Annotated in this window: 2 protein-coding genes; both read left to right on the top strand. The window is 67.2% G+C overall.

Annotated features, from left to right (window positions below; translation table 11 throughout):
• The coding region (locus ACG0Z3_RS23145) for a dihydroxy-acid dehydratase domain-containing protein (protein WP_394402409.1) at positions 1-945 on the top strand (945 nt) is incomplete at its 5' end.
• A 1-nt stretch (position 946) separates the two neighbouring features.
• A partial coding sequence (locus ACG0Z3_RS23150) for an RraA family protein (RefSeq protein ID WP_474101710.1) occupies positions 947-1,239 on the top strand: 293 nt, incomplete at its 3' end.

Below are 1,239 nucleotides of genomic sequence, written 5' to 3' on the forward strand. Positions count from 1 at the left end.
AACGCCATCGCCGTCGCGATGGCCATGGGCTGCAGCACCAACGCCATCATTCACCTGGTCGCCATCAGCCGCCGGGCGAATCTCGCCGTCACGCTGGACGACTTCGACACGGCCAGCCGCCACATCGGCGTCATCGCCAACATCCGGCCCAGCGGCGACCGCTACCTGATGGAAGACTTCTTCTACGCCGGCGGCATGCCGGCGATGATGAACGTGATGCGCGACAAACTTGATTTGTCGGCACTCACGGTCAACGGCAAGACCGTGGTCGAGAACATCACGGGCGCCGAGGTGTTCAACGACGACGTCATCCGCCCGCTGGACAAACCCATCTACGCCGAAGGGGCCCTGGCCGTGCTGCGCGGCAACCTGGCACCCGACGGTGTCGTCATCAAGCCCAGCGCCGTCGCACCCCACCTGCTGCAGCACACCGGACGCGCACTGGTGTTCGACGACTATCCGAGCCTGAAGGCTTCAGTCGACGACCCGGACCTGGATGTCACCGGCGACGACATCCTCGTGCTGCGCAACGCCGGCCCCAAGGGCGCCGGCATGCCGGAGTGGGGCATGCTGCCCATCCCGACCAAGCTGCTCAAACAAGGCGTGACCGACATGCTGCGCCTGTCGGACGCGCGCATGAGCGGCACCAGCTACGGTGGCTGCCTGCTGCACTGCAGTCCCGAGGCCTTCGTTGGCGGGCCATTGGCGCTGGTGAAGACGGGCGACCGCATCACCGTCGACGTGCCCGGCCGCACCATCCACCTCGACGTCAGCGACGAGGAACTGGCCGCGCGCCGAGCCGCCTGGACGCCGCCGCCCGCGCGCTACGAGCGCGGCTACGGCTGGATGTTCGGCCGTCACATCCTGCAGGCCCACGAGGGCTGCGACTTCGACTTCCTCGAAACCCAGTTCGGCGCTCCGGTGCCTGAACCCGTGATTTATTGATATGAACCCCGACACCCGCAAGAAGCTGATGGGCGTCAGCACCGCCACGCTGTGCACCGCGCTGTTCAAGCGCGGCTTGAAGCACCAGTTCATCCAGGGCGTGCTGCCGCTGAACCCCGGCCTGCCCACCATGGTGGGCCCGGCCTACACGCTGCGCTACATGCCGGCGCGCGAGGACTTGAACGGCATCGAGGTCTTCAAGGACCGCAGCCACCCGCAGCGCGTCGCCGTCGAGGAATGCCCACCCGGTGCCGTGCTCGTCATCGACAGCCGCAAGGATGCACGCGCCGCGTC

Origin of the sequence: Pelomonas margarita (assembly GCF_043555875.1) — a bacterium.
In the GTDB taxonomy this organism is placed as follows: Bacteria; Pseudomonadota; Gammaproteobacteria; order Burkholderiales; family Burkholderiaceae_C; genus Pelomonas; species Pelomonas margarita.